This is a genomic window from Streptomyces sp. NPDC104226, from assembly GCF_055584085.1.
This window is the reverse complement of the sequence record NZ_JBVJMS010000017.1, coordinates 99,923-119,372: the sequence shown is the minus strand read 5'-3', so window position 1 is coordinate 119,372 and position 19,450 is coordinate 99,923. Positions and strand designations below refer to the sequence as shown.

Genomic DNA, 19,450 nt, shown 5'->3' with positions numbered 1-19,450 from the left:
ACAGGGTACCCCGCGGCCGAAAGTAAACCTCAATTGACGAAAATCAGCGCTCCGAGGCGGCGAGCTGGCCGCACGCGCCGTCGATCTCCTGACCGCGGGTGTCGCGGACGGTCACCGGCACGCCGTGGCGGGCGATGGCCTCCACGAACGCCTTCTCGTCCTCGGGCCGCGAGGCGGTCCACTTCGAACCCGGCGTCGGGTTCAGCGGGATCAGGTTGACGTGCACGCGCTTGCCCTTGAGCAGCCTGCCGAGCAGGTCGCCACGCCAGGCCTGGTCGTTGATGTCGCGGATCAGGGCGTACTCGATGGAGATCCGGCGGCCGGACTTCTCCGCGTACTCCCAGGCCGCGCCGAGCACCTCGCGGACGTTCCAGCGGGTGTTCACGGGCACCAGGGTGTCGCGCAGCTCGTCGTCCGGGGCGTGCAGGGAGACGGCCAGGCGGCACTTGAAGCCCTCGTCGGCGAAGCGCAGCATCGCCGGGACCAGGCCCACGGTGGAGACGGTGATCCCGCGCTGGGACAGACCCAGGCCGTCGGGCTCCGGGTCGGTGAGGCGGCGGATGGCGCCGACGACGCGGTTGTAGTTGGCGAGCGGCTCGCCCATGCCCATGAAGACGATGTTCGACAGCCGGGCGGGCCCGCCGGGGACCTCGCCGTCGCGCAGGGCGCGCATGCCGTCGACGATCTGGTGCACGATCTCGGCCGTCGACAGGTTGCGGTCGAGGCCCGCCTGGCCGGTGGCGCAGAACGGGCAGTTCATGCCGCAGCCGGCCTGCGAGGAGATGCACATGGTGACCCGGTCCGGGTAGCGCATCAGCACGGACTCGACGAGCGTGCCGTCGTGCAGCTTCCACAGGGTCTTGCGGGTGGTGTCGTCATCGCACGAGATGTGGCGGATGACGTTCATCAGGTCCGGCAGCAGCTCCTGCCGGAGCCTCTCGCGGGACGCCGCGGGGATGTCGGTCCACTCGGCCGGGTCGTGCGCGTACCGGGCGAAGTAGTGCTGGGAGAGCTGCTTGGCCCGGAAGGGCTTCTCGCCGATCGCGGCGACCGCCTCCCGGCGCTCCTCCGGGGTGAGGTCGGCGAGGTGCCGGGGCGGCTTCTTCGCTCCCTTGGGGGCGACGAAAGTGAGCTCTCCCGGAACGGGGCGGGCCATGGCAGGTACTCCTTGTAAGACGAAAGGCGCGCCGCAGAAGCAGCGCGCCTTCCAAGAGTAACCGCCCGGCGTGTACGGGCGCCTTTTCGCAGGTCAGACGGTCAGCCGGTGCCGACGAACAGCGCCAGCAGCAGCCAGACCACCGGAGCCGTCGGCAGCAGGGAGTCCAGCCGGTCCATGATGCCGCCGTGACCCGGCAGCAGGGTGCCCATGTCCTTGATCCCGAGATCCCGCTTGATCATGGATTCCCCGAGGTCGCCGAGCGTGGCGCTGACCGCGACGGCGAGGCCGAGCACGAGGCCCTGCCACCAGACGCCCCCGTCGATCAGGAACTCCATGCACAGCGCGCCGGCCGCCATCGCGAAGGCCACCGCTCCGAAGAGCCCCTCGCGGGTCTTTCCGGGGCTGATGCGCGGGGCGAGCTTGGTCTTGCCGAAGCGCCAGCCGACCGCGTAGGCCCCGGTGTCGCTGACCACCGTCAGGAGCAGGAAGGTGATCACCCGCTGCGGCCCGTCGTCGGCGGTGAGCAGCATCGCGACGAAGGTGGCCAGGAAGGGCACGTAGAACGCCGCGAAGGCACCCGCCGTGACGTCCTTGAGGTAGTCCTCGGGCGGATCGGTCATCCGCCAGACGAGGACGGCCAGCACCGTCAGCGCCATGGCCACCCAGGCGCCCTCGGCACCGCGGACGTATCCGGCGATGACCATGGCCGCGCCGCCGATGGCGAGCGGGACCAGCGGGGCCTTGATGCCCTTCTTCTCCTGGAGCCGGGAGGTGAGCTCCCACAGGCCGACGACGACCGCCACGACGACGACGCCGACGAAGACGGCCTTGACGATCAGCAGCGAGGCGAAGATCACCGCGCCGAGGCCCACTCCGACCCCTATGGCGGCGCGCAGGTCCCGCCCGGCCCGCTTCTTCTGAGGCGGGGGCGAGGCGTCCTGCGGTGCCGGCGAAGGCGGGGTCGGCGGGGGGCTGGGCATGGGCTCCTGCGGCGGCGTCTCGGCGCGGAAGAGGGAGCCGCCGTCAGCGGCGGCCCCCCGATCGCGTGCTTCCCGGTCGTCGAAGTCACGGCCGGCGGCATCGGGCACGATGGGCATGGGCCGAGTGTGCGGGCCCACCAGCGCATCGTAGGCGGGACCCGCCGGAACCGGCTCCGGCTGCCAGGAAGTGTCGTTCATCAGACTTCGAGGAGCTCGGCTTCCTTGTGCTTGAGGAGCTCGTCCACCTGCGCGACGTACTTCGCGGTGGTGTCGTCGAGCTCCTTCTCGGCGCGGCGCACCTCGTCCTCGCCGGCTTCCTTGTCCTTGACGAGCTTGTCGAGGGCGTCCTTCGCCTTGCGGCGGATGGCGCGGATCGACACCTTGGAGTCCTCGGCCTTGGTGCGCGCGACCTTGATGTACTCCTTGCGGCGGTCCTGCGTCAGCTCGGGGAAGGTCACCCGGATGATGCTGCCGTCGTTGCTGGGGTTGACGCCCAGGTCGGAGTCGCGGATGGCCGTCTCGATGTTGCGCAGGGCGCTCTTGTCGAACGGGGTCACGATCGCCATGCGCGGCTCGGGGACCGAGAAGGAGGCGAGCTGGTTGATGGGCGTGATGGCGCCGTAGTACTCCGCCACGATCTTGTTGAACATCGCCGGGTGCGCACGGCCGGTGCGAATCGCGGCGAAGTCTTCCTTGGCGACGACGACGGCCTTTTCCATCTTCTCCTCGGCCTCGAGGAGGATCTCTTCGGTCACCACGTGCTCCTGCATGTCAGAAATGGATGGTTCAGGCGGACGGGGGCCTGCTCAGGCCCGGGTGCCCTGGTCGCTCACGAGCGTGCCGATCTTCTCACCCTTGACCGCTCGCGCGATATTGCCCTCGGCGAGCAGCTCGAAGACCAGGATCGGCAGCTTGTTGTCGCGGCACAGCGTGATGGCGGTGGCATCGGCGACCTTGAGGTCGCGCGACAGCACCTCGCTGTACTCCAGCGCGTCGAACTTCACCGCGTCCGGGTTCTTCTTGGGGTCGGAGTCGTAGACCCCGTCGACGCCGTTCTTGCCCATGAGGAGGGCTTCCGCGTCGATTTCCAGGGCGCGCTGGGCGGCCGTGGTGTCGGTGGAGAAGTAGGGCATGCCCATGCCGGCGCCGAAGATGACGACGCGGCCCTTCTCCAGGTGGCGGACGGCGCGGAGCGGGATGTACGGCTCGGCGACCTGGCCCATGGTGATGGCCGTCTGGACGCGGGAGTCGATGCCTTCCTTCTCCAGGAAGTCCTGGAGGGCGAGGCAGTTCATGACCGTACCGAGCATGCCCATGTAGTCGGACCGGGCCCGGTCCATGCCGCGCTGCTGGAGTTCGGCGCCGCGGAAGAAGTTGCCGCCGCCGATCACCACGGCGATCTCCGCGCCGTCGCGGACCACCGCGGCGATCTCGCGGGCGATGGCGTGGACCACGTCGGGGTCGACGCCGAGTCCTCCGCCACCGGAGAAGGCCTCGCCCGACAGCTTCAGCATGAAGCGGCGGCCCTTCTTGTCCTGGTCGCTCTTGTCGTCGGAAGCGGTGTGGGTGTCCACGCCCTGATTCATGGAGATCTCCTCGTGCACATACGAAGAAGGCCATTGCCGGTGGGTCCTCGCGGTTCCCTCTACGGCAATGGCCTCCTCGTCAGATCTGCGGTCGCCCTGCGCGAACGCGGGCGACTGCTTCAGACCCTACCGGGGTCCGGTGTCCGTCGCGTACGGACGGACTCAGATGCCGACCTTGATGCGCGAGAAGCGCACCAGGGTGACACCGGCCTCGTCCAGAACCTTCTGGACGGACTTCTTGGCGTCCAGGGCGTACGCCTGGCCGAGCAGCGTGTTGTCGCGGAAGAAGCCGTTGACACGACCCTCGACGATCTTCGGCAGCGCGGCTTCCGGCTTGCCCTCGGCGCGGGTGACCTCTTCGGCCACGCGGCGCTCGGACTCGACGACCTCGGCCGGAACGTCCTCGGCGGACAGCCACTTCGGCGCGAACGCGGCGATGTGCTGCGCGACGCCGCGGGCGACCTCGGCGTTCTCCTTGTCGAGCTCGACCAGGACACCGATCTGGAACGGCAGGTCGGGCATCGTGCGGTGCATGTACGCCGAGACGTAACCGCCGGTGAACTGCGCGAAGCGGTCCAGGACGATCTTCTCGCCGAGGTTGGCGTTGGCCTCGTCGACGAACGCCTGCACGGTCTTGCCGGGGGCGATCTCGGACGCGAGCAGCGCGTCGATGTCGGCCGGGGAGGTCGCGGCGACGTGCGCGGCCAGCTCTTCGGTGACGGCCAGGAACTTGTCGCCCTTGGCGACGAAGTCCGTCTCGCACTTCAGCTCGACGAGGACACCGGAGGTGTTGTCGTCGGCGATGAGGGAGACGACGGCACCGTTCTCGGCAGAACGGCCCTCGCGCTTGGCGACGCCCTTCTGACCCTTGATACGGAGCGCCTCGACGGCCTTGTCGACGTCGCCGTCGGCCTCGACCAGAGCGTTCTTGCAGTCAAGCATGCCGACGCCGGTGAGCTCGCGGAGCTTCTTGACGTCAGCGGCGGTGTAGTTCGCCATGAGTCTGTGATTCTCTCTCGAAGTCGTAGATCTACGGGTGAACGGCGGAGGAGCGCGCTCGTGGCGCGGCTCCCCCGCCGTCATCGTCCGTGCTGCGAGTGCCCGGCGCGTGAACGCCGGGCGCTCTCAGTGGGTCAGGCCTGCTCGGCGTCGGCGGCCGGAGCCTCGACGACAGCCTCGGCGGCGGGGGCCTCGACAGCGGCCTCGGCCGGAGCGGCCTCAGCGTCGTCGGCCTTCTTCTCGCCCTCGAGCAGGTCGCGCTCCCACTCGGCGAGCGGCTCGGCGGCGGCCTTCTCGCCCGGCTTCGAGTCGCCCGTGGCGGCACCGGAACGGGCGATGAGGCCCTCGGCGACGGCGTCGGCGATCACGCGGGTGAGCAGGGTGACGGAGCGGATCGCGTCGTCGTTGCCCGGGATCTTGTAGTCGACCTCGTCGGGGTCGCAGTTGGTGTCGAGGATCGCGACGACCGGGATGTGGAGCTTGCGCGCCTCACCGACGGCGATGTGCTCCTTCTTGGTGTCGACGATCCAGACGGCGCTGGGGACCTTCGACATCTCGCGGATACCACCGAGGGTCTTCTCCAGCTTGATCTTCTCGCGGGAGAGGACCAGGAGCTCCTTCTTGGTGAGACCCGAGGCGGCGACGTCCTCGAAGTCGATCGCCTCAAGCTCCTTCAGACGCTGAAGGCGCTTGTAGACGGTGGAGAAGTTGGTGAGCATGCCACCCAGCCACCGCTGGTTGACGTAGGGCATACCAACGCGCGTCGCCTGCTCGGCGATGGCCTCCTGGGCCTGCTTCTTGGTACCGACGAACATGATGGAACCGCCGTGGGCGACGGTCTCCTTCACGAACTCGTAGGCGCGGTCGATGTACGACAGCGACTGCAGCAGGTCGATGATGTAGATGCCGTTGCGCTCCGTGAAGATGAAGCGCTTCATCTTCGGGTTCCAGCGGCGGGTCTGGTGACCGAAGTGGACGCCGCTTTCCAGCAGCTCCCGCATCGTTACGACGGCCATGGCCATCTCCTTGTTTTCTCGGTTTGGTTCCTGACGCCCCTGTCGCGCCCTGCCCCCGTGGAGGGGACCGAGAGACGCTGCCACCTGGCCCTGAGGAGCCGGTGCTGGGGCGTGCGAAGTCGACCCGGTGACCCGGATCGCCACAAGAAGTGTACGGGACCCGCTGGTATGCCGGATGACGCGGTTGTCCACAGCCGCCCGCCCGTCCACAGGCCCGGGCGGGACCGGCCCGGGGTCCGGAACCCTGGCCCCCATGACAAAGCTGCTGCTCACCCTGCTTCTGCCCCTGAGCCTCGCCCTGGGCCTCGCTCCGGGCCCGTCTCCGGCCACCGGGCCCTCACGCGCTCCGGCGGGCGGGCGCCCGCTCCCTTCCCCCTTGACGGTGGTCCGCTGGTGGGACCCGCCTCCGACCCCGTACGCGGCCGGCCACCGCGGGGTGGACCTGGCGGCCCCGGTGGGCACGGAGCTCCGCGCGGTGGGCCCGGGCCGGGTCCACTACGCCGGCCCGGTCGCGGGCCGCGGAGTCCTCTCCCTGACCCTCCCGAACGGCCTGCGGACGACCTACGAGCCGGTCCGCCCCCTGGTGGCGGAAGGCGCCGAGGTCACGGCGGGCCAGGTGGTGGCCGTCCTCACGGACGGCCGGCACTGCCCGAGCCCCTGCCTCCACTGGGGCCTCCTCCACGCCCACACCTACCGCAACCCCCTGGCTCTCCTCCCCCGCCCGACTCCCCGCCTCCTGCCCACGCAGCCGTCCGGCGCTTGAGGAGCGGGGCCGGCTCAGCCCCCGACGCCCCGCAGGGCCATCGCCACCGCCGCGTCCGTCACGACGACGGGATCCTCCCCCGCACCCGCCTCGATCCGCCGGACCGCCGCGTCCACCACGCCCTGGAGCAACATCGCCGCAAGCCTCGGCTCGGCCTGCCCCAGCGCGCCCAGCGCCTCCACGATCATCGCGATCAGACTCCCGTGCGCCGCACGGATCTTCTCCCGCGCCCCGGCGTCCAGCTCGCTCGCCGAGATCGCCACGACCGCCCGGTGCCTCTTGTCACCCACCAGCCCCAGCTGGCTGCGCACATACGCCTCGATCTTCGCCTCCGGCGCCTCCGCCTCGGACATCGCCGCCTCGATCTCGGCCGCCCACACGGGGAAGTCCACCGCGCACAGCTCTTCGACGACGGCCGCGCGGGACCGGAAGTACTCGTAGACGGAGGACCGGGCGAGGCCGGTCCTCTCGGCGAGGGCGGGGAAGGTCAGCGCTTCCGTCCCCCCTTCGGACAGCAGGGAACGCGCGGCGTCCAACAGGGCGCCGCGCTGCATCGACCGGTGCTCGGCCACGGAGGCCGCTCGAATCCTGGGCACGCATCCACTCTACGGACGTACCGCAAGGCCGTCGTCCGCTCCCGGCCCCGCCCCTGCCCCGGTTCAGCGCCCTACGTCCGCCAGCTTCGCCCGGAGCTGCAGGACCGACTTGGTGTGGATCTGGCTGACGCGGCTCTCGGTGACGCCGAGGACGTTGCCGATCTCGGCGAGGGTGAGGCCCTCGTAGTAGTAGAGGGTCACCACCGTCTTCTCCCGCTCGGGCAGCGTGTTGATGGCCCGCGCCAGCAGCCGGCGCAACTCCCGGTCCTCCGCGACCTCCACCGGGTTGTCCGCGGCGGTGTCCTCCAGGGTGTCCATCAGGGAGAGGCGGTCGCCCTCCCCGCCCACGTGCAGCAGCTCTTCGAGGGCGACCACGTTGGCCAGCGACAACTGGCTGAAAACGGCGTGGAGATCCTCCACCGCGATGCCCATCTCCCCGGCGACCTCGTGCTCGGTGGGGGTGCGCCGCAGCTGGGCCTCCAGCGTGGCGTAGGCCCGTTCCACGGCGCGCGCCTTCTGCCGCACCGAGCGGGGGATCCAGTCCAGCGCCCGCAACTCGTCGATCATCGCGCCGCGGATGCGGGTGATCGCGTACGTCTCGAACTTGATGGACCGTTCGATGTCGAACTTCTCGATGGCGTCGATCAGCCCGAAGACTCCGGAGGAGACGAAGTCGGCCTGTTCCACATTGGGCGGCAGGCCGACGCTGACCCGGCCCGCCACGTACTTCACGAGGGGCGAGTAGTGCAGGATCAGCTGCTCCCGCAGCCGCTCGTCACCCGAGTCCTTGTACGAGCGCCACAGCACCTCCAGCGACGAGGGCGCGGTGGACCGCTCGCTGCCGCGCGCAGCGGGGGGCACCGCAGCGCGGTCGGACCCTGAGGTGTGCTGGGGCATGCTTCGCCTTTGCCGGAGCCGGATTCCTTGGGAGCGTAGCGTGACGGAAGTGTCGCGGTGCGCGAAGAGTACGGGATCGCACGGGCCCGCAAAGGCGCCCCGACTCGCGCGGGCGACCCGGGACCGGCGCCTGGCGCACGGTCCCGGCGGGTGCCACCGGGAAGACCGCGTCTCTCATCGGCTTCACTCTTTCACCGGAACGCCCCAGGTCAACGACCGCCTCGCCGGGGAACTCCGCCTTATGCGCCTCCTCTCGGCCGCTTCGAGGTCAACTGCCAGCCGTCGCCCTGCCGTTCGACGAACCCCAGAGAGTGAAGTTCGTACAGTCTGCCGATGACTTCATCGGTGCCCGTGCCCGCCGCGAGGGCCACTTCCCCCAGGTCGGCCGGGCGCCCCGCCGGGAGGGCTTCGAGCACCCGGACCGCGTCGGGACCCAGCAGGTCCCGGGCGATGACGGGGCCCCGCCGCTCGGGGGCCAGCTCCCCCATCGCCCCGACCAGCTCGACGACCTCCGCCGCGTCCGTGACCAGCACGGCCTCGCCGCGCAGCAGTTCGTGCACGCCGGCCGAGAGGCCGCTGGTGGCCGGGCCGGGGATGCCCATGGTGATCCTCCCCAGGGCCTGGGCCCGCCGGGCGGTGACCAGGGATCCGCTGCGGTGGGCCGCCTCCACCACGACCGTGCCCCGGGTCAGGGCTGCGATGACGCGGTTGCGCAGGACGAACCGGCTCGGCGTGGGGTGGCTGCCCGGCGGCAGTTCTCCGAGGAGCAGCCCCTGGGAGGCGATCCGGCCGAGCAGTCCGGCGTGCCCGCGCGGGTAGGGCACGTCCACCCCGCAGGCCAGCACGGCGACCGTGGCTCCCCCGGCGGCGAGCGCCCCGCGGTGGGCGGCGCCGTCGATCCCGTAGGCGGCGCCCGAGACCACCACCCAGCCGCGCTCGGCGAGTTCGCCCGCCAGGCCCTGGGCCATGTGGGCGCCGTACGGGGTGCACGCGCGGGCCCCGACCACCGCCACGGAGCGCAGGGCCCAGGCCCGCAGGCTCGGCCCGCCCCGCACCCACAGCCCGATGGGCCGGGCGTCGCCGAGGTCGTCCAGCTGGCTCGGCCACTCCGCCGACCCGGGGCAGACGAACCGGCCCCCGGTCTCGGCGGCGAGCGCCAGGTCCCGCCGGGGATCGGCCGCCGCGGCCCGGCGGCGGTATCCGCCGAGCCGCTCGGTGCCGACCCCGCTCAGCACTCCGGGCTCCGGTGCGGGCCCGGTCAGCAGCCGTATCAGCCCGGCGGCCCCGAACTCCCGCAGCCAGCGCCCGCCGTGCTCCTCACCGGGCTCCAGGACCCGGGTGAGCGCGGCCCGCGCGAGCACCTCGCCGGGCTCCGCCTGCGGCTCCGGGCCTGCTTCCGGTGGCACCCGTACGGGTCCGGGACCCGGTCCGGATGCCGGACCCGCGCCCGGGCCCGACGCCTCGGGGGTCATGAGGCGGCGTCCAGGTGCGCCGCGGCTCCGCGGGCGACCCCGGTGCGCAGTTCGAGGGCGACCGCCACGTCCAGGGCGTCGGGCCGGTCCCGGCTCCTCAGGTCGGCCACCGTCCAGGCGACCCGGAGCACCCGGTCGAGCCCCCGCGCGGTCAGCAGCCCGCGCTCCAGGTCCCGCTCGGCCTGGGCCAGCGCTCCGGGGGCGGCCGGCCAGCGCGTCCGCAGCTCGTGGCCCGGGACCTCCGCGTTGAGCCGCCAGGGCGTGCCGTCGAGGCGGGCCGCCGCCCGGTCACGGGCCTCGCGGACCCGGTCGGCGACCACCGCCGTGGCTTCGCCGCGGCCGCCCCGTCCCAGCAGGTCGGAGCGGGTGACCGGCTCGACCTCGACGCGCAGGTCCACCCGGTCCAGCAGCGGCCCCGACAGCCGGGCCTGGTAGCGGCGGACGACCGAGGCCGGGCAGTCGCATCCGGTCCCGTGCAGGGTGTGCCGCCCGCAGGGACAGGGGTTGGCGGCCAGCTTGTGGGCGTAGTTGAGATCTGACCGTTGACCGTTTCAGCGCCTTGCCGTCAACGGCGACGACGTCTTAGCACAACGCCATGTTGTTTCCTGTTCAACGAAGCCTGCTCACGCTGTTGATGTTCGTCACCTTCGATGTGGACTCCAGCGCTTCCTGGAGCCGGACGTTGCGAATAGCAAGGTGCTGGATCTGTGCCGCGGCGAGGGCGAGCTGAGTGGTCAGATCGCGGTTTCGTCGGCGGAGCTTCGCATTGCGAGCGATGAGCTTGTCGTGCTCGGTCGGGCCGCTGCGTGGGACCGCGGGAGCTGCGCGATGCTCGGAGATCTCGCGGGCGATCTCGGGATAGCGGCGGCGGAAAGTGGTGTTGGTCAGGTCGAGCCGGCGGGCCAGCATGAGGACGCTGGGCCTGGTGTTGGTCTCACGGCAAGCGTCCAGCACCTCCTGGAGGTGCTTGCGGATCAGAGCCTCGGGCAGATCGGGGACTCGGCGGGTCATGCCGGGACGGCCTCCTGCCCGTTGTCAGTGAGGAACTCGACGACCTCGGCCCGCCGATGCTGGATGACCTGCCGCCGGAGGGGAGGCATGAGTGGCCGGGAGGCGAGCCGCCGGTCGATCTGGGCGATCACTCGTTGCCAGGCGGCCACGTTCTCCGGAGTAAGCGCGACGTTGCGGCACTCCAGGGGCAGGCAGCCTCCGTGCGAGGGAAGACCTTCGCTGTTGCCGCGCCGCGCCTTCTCGCAGAGGGCTTTGGCCGGGTCGTTGACGCAGGTGATGTATTCGCCGGGATAGACCGCCGGATCGTTCCGCTTCATGATCCTTTTCAGGCGGTGCTTGTCCAGGGCGATCTGACCCTGGAACTGTGCGCGGTCACCGAAGTCCTTCAGCCGTCGAGCAGCCTCTTCAGCCGAAGGTCCGGCGAGGTCGAGGTGCTGGTGGGCTTCGATCATTTCCATGTAGACCTCGCCGCGGGTGATGGCCTGCTCGCTTTCGACCTCGGCTCGGAAGCCGGAGTCGCTGGTGCCGGCATAGCCCTCGAACATCTGGATTGAGTGATGCCGATATTGCAGGGCTCCTGCAATGACGCCGCCGGGGCGTCGGGCGATGTGCCAGGCCAAGGTTCGCCTGAACTGCCGGGTCTGCAGCCGGATCGCCCGGCCGGGGCCGGCCGCGACGGTGTCGGTGCGATTGTGCTCGGTGCAGAGGTAGTTCACGAATTCAGCGAACTGGTTCAGGTTCTTGTTGGTCGTGGTGTTGCCGAGGGCGAGGTTGGTGCCTTTGTGGCTGCCAGCGCTGTGGAGAAGGCGACCGAAGAGATAGTCCTCGTCGGGCGCGTGAAGGTCCTCGAGGGCCTTGATCGCGCGAGCGACAGCCTCGTGGACGACCCATGTCGCAGGAACGCCGGTGACCTCGTCTTCTCCTTTGAACGCCAGGCTGTTCAGCTTCCATCGGTATGGGCGGTCGTCGTCGTCGTACTTGACCTCCAGGGATCCTCGCTTGAGGTGCTTAACCTCGCAGTCCCGCATCCCGCTGAGGAAGGCGATCACGATGTAGCAGGCAGCCTGCAGATGGCGGGCGAGGCTGGCGAGGCTGTGGACTGCGGTGTGGTTGGTGGTGATCGACGTAACCCAGGGCTGCCCGTCCAGGCGCCCTTCGATGTTCACGACGTAGGCACTGTCGGTGACGCCGACGGCGGCCACTGCCGTATCGATGGCTTGCCGGTGCTGGCTGATGGAGTCGCGGTGGCAGCCAAGGACCCGGGCGAAGTAGAGGACGTTGGGCTTCCCTCGATAACCGGGAAGAGGACGCCCCGCAGCGACGTGCTCGTCGAGGAGCCGCTGCAACAAGGGCCCCGCGTGGCCGTAGGGTGCCCTCGGCCGGGTATCGGCGGCGCGTCCCTCGTGCCAGTGGCGATTGGCCTCAAGGATGTCGGGGGCGAAGTCGTCGATGAACCGCAGGGCCCAGCCGAGGAGAGGGCCGAGGACAGTCTCGGGGAGCCGGTCAGTGTCGTTGTCCCCTTTCCTCTGGTTCGGCGTGGACTCGCTCCAGCCGTCGATGTGGAGTGGGTCGAACCGAAGGGCGTGCTGGCCCAGATGCCGGCGCCAGCGCCAGAACAGTCGCAGAGCCGACCGGGACCGCTCGCGTTGCGCCTGGTGGTTCGGGAAGCGGGCCAGCAGGTACTTGCGATATGCATCGAGGTCGCCGGGTGTGAGCTCGGAGAGCTCGTTCTGTTCAGGCGGCCACCGGCGGTCCAGCCACTTCAGGAAGCGTTTGAGCTCGGTGAATTTGCCGCGGATGGTTGCGATCCTCGGAGAGTCCTCACCATCCGGCGCTTCCAAGGACAGCAGCGCATAACACAGCTGCTTCGCGGCAGGGCGGAACCGCTGCGGCAGGGTGGGGAAGTTCAGGATCAGAGCGCATTCGTGGGCCTGGTGCCGGGCGGCGGTCAGTTGCCAGACGTCGTCGCTGTAGCGGGAGGTGTCCTCTAGCCGGGATCCGGACCGCAGTTCACGGCCATGCAGAACGTACGGATCCTTGAGTGCAATGGCCGTGGGGTTGGCGGCGAAGGTGGTGATGCTCATGGCAGTTCCCAGGGTGCTTCGACCAGGTCGAGGAGGGCATCGGGCAGGGGTTGCCGGCGTGCTTCGGCGACCTGGGCCGGAGTGAACTTGGTGAGGACGTCATAGCGAACGGCGACCCAGGCAGGTCCGTAGCGTCTCCACCAGTCGTCCTCGCTCATGCGCTGACGCAACGTCCCCAGGCCTTCCAGTAAGCCCAGGAGTCTCGGCAGATGAGTCCGGGTGACGAGACAGTTTCCGCAGTGGAAGCAGTCGAGGAATGAGTCGCCGCAGGGGGTTCCCGTCTCAGGGTGGTGATCGTGGTCCTTGCAGGCGGTCCAGGCCGTGTCGAGATCGCCACTGGCAAGCTCGCGGGCGGTCGCCCCGGGGAGCCCCGCGTCTTCAAGCTGCTCGGGTGACTCAGCGTCCGGGATCACGGTGGGCTCCCCACGACGGCCGATAGCGGTCGCGTGCGCATCCCAGGCCGCCTGTTTGGCGTCCTCGAGCGCTTCAGTGATCACTTCCTCGGCCCACTCGCGGGTGGCTTCATCGGGCTTGAGGTAGTTCTTGAACAGCACCTGGGCCGTGTTGCTCTTCGCGGACGAGGGCAGGTGCCCCCCGAGTTGCTTGGTGCGACGAGCGTCGACGCTCGTCTTGATCTGGTTGAAGGTCACCTTGAGTGGCGTCGGGCCGCTGGGGGGCGACTCCTGGTCCGGGGTGCCCTTCGGCTTCTCAGCCTGGTTCTTCTTCGTCTTCGGGACGGGCCGCGGGTCCGCAAGTACGGGCTTGGATCGGGTGGCCGCCCAGCCCGACAGCTCCATCGCCGCCCCCTTACGAAGGCTGAGCTCGAAGGGCGCCCAGTGCTCGTCGCGGCCCGTGACCCCCTGCTTCAGGCCGTTGCGCCAGAAACACACGGCTGCGGACGAATGACAGAACCCTCGACTGCGGGCCGTCAGCTCCAGCAGGAGGAGATAGAGGCCGCCGGGCGTGTGCAGTGCACGCTCCTTCGGTCCGATTTCCCAGGTCACCGTCTCGGTCCAGCGCTTGGTCCCGCGTCGTCGCTTGACCGCGACGAGCTCGACCGCGCGGTCCTCCAGGATCCGGTGCTTCGCGGGAAGCTCCTTGAGTGTCTCCCCGTTGCGCTCGGAGAGGAGAGCCAGCAACACCATCAGCGGGGCGAGGTCTCGCCAGGTCAGAAACAGCTGTGAGGCCAGCTCGGTCCGCCAGCTGAGGTGAGTGATCCCGCGGCCGGACCCTGGCCAGGGGACTTCCCCGGTGGCGGCCATTGCGGCGAGGACCTCGGCCCGCTCCCGTGCCGGTGAGTCCAGCTGTTTGGGGTCGTCGTGTAGTTGGCGTACGAGTTGTTCGCCTGCGCGGATCCGGCGGACGATGCGGGCAGTGTCCGCCCTCGCGGCCGCAGTCAGCCGGTCGAGTTCGCCGTGCGAGTAGCCGCCGACCGCCTCAGAGTCGATCCGCTTCAGGCGCCGGTTGAACGCGTCCCACGCGTCAGCGGGCAGCATGCCGTCAAGGTGGGGGTTCTTGAACTGGAGCAGCAACTCGCGCATGTCCCGTTGCCTCGTGAACGGCGCCACCTCTGGTCGAGCGTAGAAGGCCTCGACGTGGGCCCGGGTGAGATCGCCGGGGACGGCCGGCGCAGGAAACGTCTTCGCCAAGAACCGGGCCCACCTGACCACCACCTGCCAAGCACTGGACGCGCCCGTCAACGTGGTGAGGTCTCCGCTGGCGCCGATCCGCAAGGCCAGGGCCTGGGCCAGCAGCGGGTGCCAGCCGGGCATCGGCAGTGTGCCGACGTCAAAGCTTGCGCGGCGATTGTCATCACCGTGGAAGTCGACCACCAGTCCTCCCGAAGGTCCTTCACGGACCGGAAGAGGCGCCTCGTAGCCTTCTGGCGGCAGGTGGGACGGGCGGCCTGGCCCGGTGCTGCCTCGGCCCCGACGGGTCACGCTGACACCTCGTCCCGGGGCAGGTCGCTCGGCGGCTTCTCGTCACCCAGAGCACAAACTGGCGTGTCGCGCGGGTCCTCCCAGGTGTCGGGGACCAGCGCCATGCGTGTCTCCATCTCGAGCTCTTGCAAGGCGTGCAGATAGATCAAGGTCGACAGCTGGGACGCGTGCCCGAGCCTGCGACGGACCCAGTCCATGGGGTCACCGAAGATCCGTTGGTAGTGCAGCCGCTGGGCCACGTTCAGGTCACCAAGCGCCGTGATGTGCCCGCGCTGGAGCTGTTCGAGGGTGATGACCGCGAACGTGTGCCTCAGCAGGTGGGCGTGGGCGTAGAGCTCGAGGCCCTGTTCTTCGCACCGACGGTTGGCGTCGGTGAACATGTCCTTCCAAGTCGACAAGGACAGCGGCATGCCGCTCTCGCCGAGCCAGAACATCGCCGGCTCCAGGCCGTCCCCGGTGTCGATGAGCAGCCGGCGTCGCTCGCGCGGGTCCAGGAGCCTCACATCGACCTTCTCCCCGCGGTTGATGCCACTCGTGTACTGAGCCAGGTGCGGCCTCCCCGGATCGAAGATCACGATCGGTCGCCGGATCTTGTCGTAGCGGCCCGCGTCGCGGGCTTCCTCGATGACCCACCGCCGGTCCTCGCTCGCGTAGGAAGTCAGGTCCCGACGAACCGACGCTGGCTCGTAGATCCAGCGGGCCGAGTTCCGTTTCGCGATCGACTTGGGCAACCAGGACTTGCTGTAGCCGCGCGGGCCTGGGCCGATCGGCACTTCTAGCGTGAGGCGGCTGGCTTGTTCCTCCAGTCGCAGGCCGGTTCGCACCGTGGAGTCGGTGAAGGTGCCGTTGCGTGGGGCCCACCGGCCGCGAAAATTGTCCCGGGGCAGGCCCTCGCGGTCGTAGCCGAGGACGCCGACGTCCCGCCACCGGCGGTATGACCGTGCGGGGAGCCACTCGATGACCTGGCCACCCGTGTCATGGGCGTAGGTCGCCGGCACCGTCTCCGCGGTGCTGTCCGGCTTCGGGCGACGCCTGCCCGTCTTGTGCTCGCTCTTGTCATCCCGCCGTGGTCGCTGCGGGATCGGGACTGACGGGACCCAAGATTTGCCCTTGGCGTAGACGTAGAACTGCTGGAGGTGCGAGATCTCCTGGCTCCACGTATCACCGTCGACCCGTGGCCCGCATGGATCGCGGCGCCGCCAGTAGTGGTAGGCCGTGTGATCGGCTTCCGTCGCGTCCCGCCAGTCCTTCCCGCCCCGGCTCTGGTGCAGGAAGTTCAGCTTCCTGCAGAGGGCCGACGCCCGGTTGAGCTGGCTGTTGAGCGGGCCCTCCATGAGGTTCACCCGATGGAAGTACGAATTCAGGTCGGTGTCGTAGACGAAGGATGGCGACAACAGGTACGGCGTCCCGTCAGGAATGCCCAGGTCATCGAGCCAAAGCTCCCACTCATCCTGGGAAAACCGCAGGTGCCAGAGCTGTGGCTCCGGCTGCGGCAGGTCACGCGAGCTGTAGTGGACTGACCAGGCACCTTGTCTCAACACCCGCGGACCGTACAGCCGCCCGGTCAGTGACCAAGCGCGCACAAGCCAGCACCATCAGGAACCGGGCCGGCAGCCGTACCACCCCGGCCGCCCTGGCGATGACCACGTGTCCCGCTTCGAGGGGCTGCCTCAGGGCGTCCAGGGCCTTGGTGCTGAACTCCGCGGCTTCGTCCAGGAAGAGCACGCCCCGGTGAGCCAGGGAGACCGCCCCGGGCCTGGCCACACCGGCTCCGCCTCCAACAAGGGACTGCATGGTCGCCGAGTGGTGCGGGGCGCAGTACGGGGGCCGGGCGACGAGCGGCTCTCCCGGGGGCAGGATTCCCGCGACCGAGTGGACGGCCGTGACCTCCAGGGAATCCTGTCGGGTGAGCGGAGGGAGGATCCAGGGGATCCGCTCGGCCAGCATCGTCTTGCCCGCGCCCGGCGGTCCGCTGAGGAAGAGGTGGTGTCCCCCGGCGGCGCCCACCTCCAGGGCCCGGCGTGCCGCGTGCTGTCCGGCGACGTCGGCGAGATCGGGGAAGTCCCGCCCGTCGCGGTCGCGGGCGACGCCCGTGCCGAGTCCGGCGCCCGGGACGACCAGGCCGGCGAGCATGGGGTCCGGGCGCCCGGACGGGTCCGGCGGATCCTCCTCGGGCACCTCCCCCTCGGTGAGCACCGCGATCAGCTGCCGCAGGCTGCGCACCCCGAGCACGGAGACGTCGGGGACCAGCATGGCTTCGGCCGCGCACTGCTGCGGGACCACGACCTGCCGGTATCCGGCCTCGGCGGCGGCGAGCACCGCCGGGAGGATCCCGCGGACGGGGCGCACCCGGCCGTCCAGCCCCAGCTCCCCGATGAGGACGAGATCGGCGATCGTCTTCGGGTCGACCACCTCGGCGGCGCCCAGCACGGCGGCCGCAACGGCCAGATCGAAGCCCGCGCCGCCCTTGGGGACCGACGCCGGGCTGAGGCCGACGGTGAGCTTCTTCTGCGGCCAGGCGGCGCCCGAGTTCACCACGGCCGCCCTGACCCGGTCCCGGCTCTCGACCAGCGTCTTGTCGGGGAGCCCCACCAGGGCGAAGGTGGCGACCCCGGGCTCCAGGTCGGCCTGGACCTCCACCACCACGCCGTCGACGCCCACGAGGGCGACCGAGCAGGCCCGTGCGAACCCCATCAGGCCGCCCCCCTGACGTGCTCGACCACGGGCCCGCCGCGCCGCGGCAGCAGCACGCCGACGAGGTCGATGCGCACCCCGCCCGGGGGTGGTCCCCCGTGGTCGGCCAGCCAGCGCCCGGCGAGCCGGCGCAAGCGCTCGGCCTTGGCGGGCCGGAGCGCGGCCATGGGATGCTCGAACTCCCCGGCCCGCCGGGTCTTGACCTCGCACACGACGAGGGCGTCCCCGTCCCGGGCGACGATGTCGATCTCCCCGCCGCGGCACCGCCAGTTCCGCGCGATCACGGTCATCCCGGCCTCGGTGAGCCGCCGCGTCGCGAGATCCTCGCCGTACCGCCCCAATGCCTGCTGTGCCACGCCCTTCGCGTTCATCCGGCACCACCTCCGGCACCGACGATCCCGCGTCCCCGCCCACCTGGTGGATCTTGGTGGACAACCAGGGCCTTGTGGACAACCCCGTCACCCCGGCGAGGGAGCCGGGCGAGGGCAAGGCCCGGGAATCAGCACGCCCGGCAATCAGCAGGCCCGGGAATCGACTGCCGGGTCAGCTGCCGGATCAGCCCTCAGGTCAGCTGCCCGGAAGTTCGAGATCGCTCTTGTTGAGCTCCTCGATGTTCACGTCCTTGAAGGTCAGCACCCGCACCTGCTTCACGAACCGGGCCGGCCGGTACATGTCCCAGACCCACGCGTCGGCCATCGAGACCTCGAAGAAAACCTCCCCCTGGACCGAGTGCACCTGCATCTCGTAGTCGTTGGTGAGGTAGAAACGGCGTTCGGTCTCGATCACATACTTGAACAGCCCGACGACGTCGCGGTACTCGCGATAGAGCTTCAGCTCCATCTCGGTCTCGTACTTCTCGAGGTCCTCGGCACTCATGGCATGTTCCCCTTCAGCCGTGCGTCCCCCTATTGTGCGCCAGGCCCGTGCGCCCCTAAACGATTTCCGGGGCCAGGTTCACGGGCGCACCCGGGGGACCGTCGTCGAGCAGCCTGCGGAGCAGCTCTGCGAGTCTGGTCGGGTACACCGTCTCATGGGCCGCAAGCAGTTCCTCGGAGGTCCACCACCTGGTGCCCGAGACGCTGCGGCGCTCCAGCTCCGTGAGGCCTCCCAGGACCGTCGCCGTCTGGCTGGTGCGGGCCAGGAAGTACCACTCGTCCTGCTCCCAGCGGCGCCCGTCGAAGGGGAACGAGCAGTAGCGGTGCCAGAGCACCGGCCCCAGCTCCACGTCGGTGATCCCGGTCTCCTCCGCGAGCTCGCGCAGCGCGGCCTGCTCCCGGGTCTCAGCCCCTTCCAGACCGCCGCCCGGGGTGAACCACCAGTCGTCCGCCGGGTCTCCCGGCTCGAAGCCGTGCAGCAGCAGGATCCGGTCCTGCGGGTCCAGCAGGATCACCCGGGCCACCTTGCGCGGCCCGGCCGACCCGGAACCCTCCCCCGGCCCCGGCGTGGCGTCAGCGGACATCGGCCCGCTCCCTCCTCCGCCCACGCCCGAGAACCCGTACGACCGGCCCGTACGCGGCTCCGAGGACCACCAGGGCGGCTCCGGCCACCACCGCGGTCAGCTGGAGCAGCAGCGGCCCCGCGGTCGAGGTCCCGCCGGGCAGGGCGGCGTAGGTCCTGGGCCGCTCCAGCATCGACATGTCGGGCCATGCGAGGGCGTCGACGCGGGCCTTCACCGCCGAGCGCGGCACCGTCCCCTGTCCGGCCTCCTGCAGGTGCGCCCGGGAGTCCAGCGAGGCTCCGCGCCGGTCGCCGAGCAGGAAGAGATTGCCCTCCGGCACCGTCACCTCGAACGAGGTCCCGAAGCCGGCGTTGGCCGGGGCACCCTCCAGGTCGAGCTGCTGCACCTCGATGTACGGCTCGTCCAGTTCCTTGCCGTTCACGACGAGCCGGCCGCCCGCGCCGCAGCACTTGACCATGTCCCCGCCGACGGCGACGACCCGCTTGACCATCGGCGAGTCGCTCCACTGCTGGTCCTTGAAGACCACGACGTCCCCGCGGCGCACCTCGCCGCCGCCGATGCGCTGCGCCAGCACCCGGTCTCCGGGCTTCACCGTGGGCACCATCGAGTCGGTCGGCACCGTGTACGGCTGGTACACGACGGCTCCCCACACGAACCCGCCCAGGAAGAGCACAAAGCCGATGGCCACGGCGATTCCCGACAGCGTGCTGCCGAGAGCACCGCGGCCATCGCCGTCACCTGCTCGTATTGCCTGTGTTCCGCCCATTGCAAGCGCCCCCACACTCGGAGATCGT

18 protein-coding genes and 2 pseudogenes are annotated in these 19,450 nt (G+C 70.0%); 1 reads left to right on the top strand and 19 read right to left on the bottom strand.

Annotated elements, in window-relative coordinates; translation table 11 throughout:
- Nucleotides 1–43 precede the first annotated feature (43 nt).
- From rlmN to rpsB, 6 genes are all read right to left on the bottom strand, one after another.
- Complete coding sequence (gene rlmN / locus ACZ60J_RS37955; protein ID WP_469688723.1) at nucleotides 44–1,156, bottom strand: dual-specificity RNA methyltransferase RlmN; 1,113 nt, start codon at nucleotides 1,154–1,156, stop codon at nucleotides 44–46.
- Between the two features lie 101 nt (nucleotides 1,157–1,257).
- Nucleotides 1,258–2,337: a phosphatidate cytidylyltransferase gene (locus ACZ60J_RS37950; protein ID WP_469688722.1), complete on the bottom strand. Its 1,080-nt coding sequence runs from the start codon at nucleotides 2,335–2,337 to the stop codon at nucleotides 1,258–1,260.
- Complete coding sequence (gene frr / locus ACZ60J_RS37945) at nucleotides 2,337–2,894, bottom strand: ribosome recycling factor (protein ID WP_112453867.1); 558 nt, start codon at nucleotides 2,892–2,894, stop codon at nucleotides 2,337–2,339. The genes ACZ60J_RS37950 and frr overlap by 1 nt, the downstream gene beginning before the upstream one ends.
- Before the next feature lie 51 nt (nucleotides 2,895–2,945).
- The gene (gene pyrH, locus ACZ60J_RS37940; protein WP_250743872.1) at nucleotides 2,946–3,725 is read right to left on the bottom strand and encodes a UMP kinase; all 780 of its coding nucleotides are present in this window, start codon (nucleotides 3,723–3,725) and stop codon (nucleotides 2,946–2,948) included.
- 162 nt (nucleotides 3,726–3,887) lie between these two features.
- Entirely contained in the window at nucleotides 3,888–4,724 is an 837-nt protein-coding gene (tsf, locus tag ACZ60J_RS37935; RefSeq protein WP_469688721.1) for a translation elongation factor Ts, read from the bottom strand.
- Nucleotides 4,725–4,858: 134 nt separating this feature from the next.
- Nucleotides 4,859–5,740, bottom strand: a complete 882-nt coding sequence (gene rpsB / locus ACZ60J_RS37930; RefSeq protein ID WP_469688720.1) for a 30S ribosomal protein S2 — start codon at nucleotides 5,738–5,740, stop codon at nucleotides 4,859–4,861.
- Between the two features lie 253 nt (nucleotides 5,741–5,993).
- Between rpsB and ACZ60J_RS37925 the strand changes: the two genes are divergently transcribed.
- On the top strand, nucleotides 5,994–6,503 hold the full coding sequence (locus ACZ60J_RS37925; protein WP_469688719.1) for a M23 family metallopeptidase: 510 nt from the start codon (nucleotides 5,994–5,996) through the stop codon (nucleotides 6,501–6,503).
- A gap of 14 nt (nucleotides 6,504–6,517) precedes the next feature.
- Here the strand turns inward: ACZ60J_RS37925 and ACZ60J_RS37920 are convergent, their stop codons facing one another.
- From ACZ60J_RS37920 to lepB, 13 genes and pseudogenes are all read right to left on the bottom strand, one after another.
- Complete coding sequence (locus tag ACZ60J_RS37920) at nucleotides 6,518–7,075, bottom strand: TetR/AcrR family transcriptional regulator (RefSeq protein ID WP_250743946.1); 558 nt, start codon at nucleotides 7,073–7,075, stop codon at nucleotides 6,518–6,520.
- 87 nt (nucleotides 7,076–7,162) lie between these two features.
- Nucleotides 7,163–7,996 carry an RNA polymerase sigma factor WhiG gene (whiG, locus tag ACZ60J_RS37915; RefSeq protein ID WP_469688718.1) on the bottom strand — a complete coding sequence of 278 codons (834 nt, stop codon included), beginning with the start codon at nucleotides 7,994–7,996 and terminating at the stop codon, nucleotides 7,163–7,165.
- A gap of 239 nt (nucleotides 7,997–8,235) precedes the next feature.
- Nucleotides 8,236–9,468: a DNA-processing protein DprA gene (dprA, locus tag ACZ60J_RS37910; protein WP_469688717.1), complete on the bottom strand. Its 1,233-nt coding sequence runs from the start codon at nucleotides 9,466–9,468 to the stop codon at nucleotides 8,236–8,238.
- Nucleotides 9,465–9,983, bottom strand: a pseudogene (locus ACZ60J_RS37905) (magnesium chelatase subunit ChlI family protein); the annotation flags it as partial. The pseudogene ACZ60J_RS37905 and the gene dprA, both read right to left, overlap by 4 nt.
- Before the next feature lie 94 nt (nucleotides 9,984–10,077).
- The gene (locus tag ACZ60J_RS37900) at nucleotides 10,078–10,479 is read right to left on the bottom strand and encodes a hypothetical protein (protein ID WP_469688716.1); all 402 of its coding nucleotides are present in this window, start codon (nucleotides 10,477–10,479) and stop codon (nucleotides 10,078–10,080) included.
- A complete protein-coding gene (locus ACZ60J_RS37895) occupies nucleotides 10,476–12,563 on the bottom strand; it encodes a hypothetical protein (RefSeq protein ID WP_469688715.1) in 2,088 nt (695 codons plus the stop codon). Before ACZ60J_RS37895 ends, ACZ60J_RS37900 begins: the two co-directional genes overlap by 4 nt.
- Nucleotides 12,560–14,395 (bottom strand): hypothetical protein, encoded by a 1,836-nt coding sequence (locus ACZ60J_RS37890; RefSeq protein WP_469688714.1) that lies wholly within the window; start codon nucleotides 14,393–14,395, stop codon nucleotides 12,560–12,562. The genes ACZ60J_RS37895 and ACZ60J_RS37890 overlap by 4 nt, the downstream gene beginning before the upstream one ends.
- A 104-nt stretch (nucleotides 14,396–14,499) precedes the next feature.
- Complete coding sequence (locus ACZ60J_RS37885) at nucleotides 14,500–16,044, bottom strand: tyrosine-type recombinase/integrase (RefSeq protein ID WP_469688713.1); 1,545 nt, start codon at nucleotides 16,042–16,044, stop codon at nucleotides 14,500–14,502.
- A pseudogene (locus ACZ60J_RS37880) lies at nucleotides 16,037–17,197 on the bottom strand (YifB family Mg chelatase-like AAA ATPase); the annotation flags it as partial. The pseudogene ACZ60J_RS37880 and the gene ACZ60J_RS37885, both read right to left, overlap by 8 nt.
- On the bottom strand, nucleotides 17,197–17,568 hold the full coding sequence (locus tag ACZ60J_RS37875; RefSeq protein WP_243337661.1) for a YraN family protein: 372 nt from the start codon (nucleotides 17,566–17,568) through the stop codon (nucleotides 17,197–17,199). The pseudogene ACZ60J_RS37880 and the gene ACZ60J_RS37875, both read right to left, overlap by 1 nt.
- 196 nt (nucleotides 17,569–17,764) lie before the next feature.
- Nucleotides 17,765–18,073 carry a DUF2469 domain-containing protein gene (locus tag ACZ60J_RS37870; protein WP_005311352.1) on the bottom strand — a complete coding sequence of 103 codons (309 nt, stop codon included), beginning with the start codon at nucleotides 18,071–18,073 and terminating at the stop codon, nucleotides 17,765–17,767.
- Between the two features lie 55 nt (nucleotides 18,074–18,128).
- A complete protein-coding gene (locus ACZ60J_RS37865) occupies nucleotides 18,129–18,656 on the bottom strand; it encodes an NUDIX hydrolase (RefSeq protein WP_469688712.1) in 528 nt (175 codons plus the stop codon).
- Nucleotides 18,646–19,422, bottom strand: a complete 777-nt coding sequence (gene lepB, locus ACZ60J_RS37860; RefSeq protein WP_469688711.1) for a signal peptidase I — start codon at nucleotides 19,420–19,422, stop codon at nucleotides 18,646–18,648. Before lepB ends, ACZ60J_RS37865 begins: the two co-directional genes overlap by 11 nt.
- Nucleotides 19,423–19,450 lie beyond the last annotated feature (28 nt).